We start from the raw sequence: 1,833 nt of genomic DNA, 5'->3' as shown, positions 1-1,833 counted from the left end.
CGGCACCAATGATGCGGCCGTGATCGGCGGCAGCAGCACCCAGGAACTGACGGAGACGGATTCGGCTCAAAACACTGGCGGCAAGCTCGATGCTTCCGACGTCGACAGCTCGGCGCTGTTCACGGCCCAGACCGATGTCGATGGCAGCCATGGCTTCGGCAAGTTCTCGATCGCCGCCGATGGCACCTGGACTTATGTCATGAACGACGCCCATGACGAGTTCAAGGCGGGGCATGACTATACCGACAGCATCACCGTCACCACCGCCGACGGCACCAGCCAGGTGATCACTGTCACCATCCATGGCACCAATGATGCAGCCGTGATCGGCGGCAGCAGCACCCAGGAACTGACCGAAAGCGATGTTGCCCAGGACACCGGCGGCAAGCTGGATGCCAGCGATGTCGACAGCTCTGCCGCCTTCGATGTGCAGACGGATGTCGATGGCAGCCATGGCTTCGGTAAGTTCTCGATCGCCGCCGACGGCACCTGGACTTATGTCATGAACGATGCCCATGACGAGTTCAAGGCGGGTCATGACTATACCGACAGCATCACCGTGACCACGGCGGACGGCACCAGCCAGGTGATCACCGTCACCATCCACGGCACCAATGATGCCGCGGTGATCGGCGGCAGCAGCACGCAGTCGCTCACTGAAAGTGATGTGGCGCAGAACACTGGCGGCAAGCTGGACGCCTCCGACGTCGACAGCTCTGCCGCCTTCGATGTGCAGACCGATGTCGATGGCAGCCATGGCTTCGGCAAGTTCTCGATCGCCGCTGACGGCACCTGGACTTATGTCATGAACGATGCCCATGACGAGTTCAAGGCGGGTCATGACTATACCGACAGCATCACCGTCACCACCGCCGACGGCACCAGCCAGGTGATCACTGTCACCATCCATGGCACCAATGATGCAGCCGTGATCGGCGGCAGCAGCACCCAGGAACTGACGGAGACCGACGCTGCCCAGAACACCGGCGGCAAGCTGGATGCTTCCGACGTCGACAGCTCTGCCGCCTTCGATGTGCAGACGGATGTCGATGGCAGCCACGGCTTCGGCAAGTTCTCGATCGCCGCCGACGGCACCTGGACTTATGTCATGAACGATGCCCATGACGAGTTCAAGGCAGGTCATGACTATACCGACAGCATCACCGTCACCACAGCCGACGGCACCAGCCAGGTGATCACCGTCACCATCCACGGCACCAATGATGCCGCGGTGATCGGCGGCAGCAGCACCCAGGAACTGACGGAGACGGATTCGGCTCAAAACACTGGCGGCAAGCTCGATGCTTCCGACGTCGACAGCTCGGCGCTGTTCACGGCCCAGACCGATGTCGATGGCAGCCATGGCTTCGGCAAGTTCTCGATCGCTGCCGATGGCACCTGGACTTATGTCATGAACGATGCCCATGACGAGTTCAAGGCAGGCCACGACTACACCGACAGCATCACCGTCACCACCGCCGACGGCACCAGCCAGGTGATCACGGTCACTATCCACGGCACCAATGATGCGGCCCTCATCACAGGAACGAGCACCCAGGAACTGAGCGAGAGTGACGCCGCCCAGAACACCGGCGGCAAGCTGGATGCTTCCGATGTCGACAGCTCTGCCGCCTTCGATGTGCAGACCGATGTCGATGGCAGCCATGGCTTCGGCAAGTTCTCGATCGCCGCTGACGGCACGTGGACCTATGTCATGAACGATGCCCATGACGAGTTCAAGGCGGGTCATGACTATACCGACAGCATCACGGTGACCACGGCTGATGGCACCTCCCAGGTGATCACGGTCACCATCCATGGCACCAATGATGC

Annotated in this window: 1 protein-coding gene; it reads left to right on the top strand. The window is 61.0% G+C overall.

The features are described 5' to 3' along the window. The coding region (locus tag AC1D06_RS42500) for a VCBS domain-containing protein (RefSeq protein ID WP_477991573.1) at nucleotides 1-1,833 on the top strand (1,833 nt) is incomplete at both ends.

Source organism: Rhizobium sp. P2_G2 (assembly GCF_056403555.1).
Note: the sequence above shows the minus strand (reverse complement) of the source record. Positions and strands in the feature narration are given on the sequence as shown.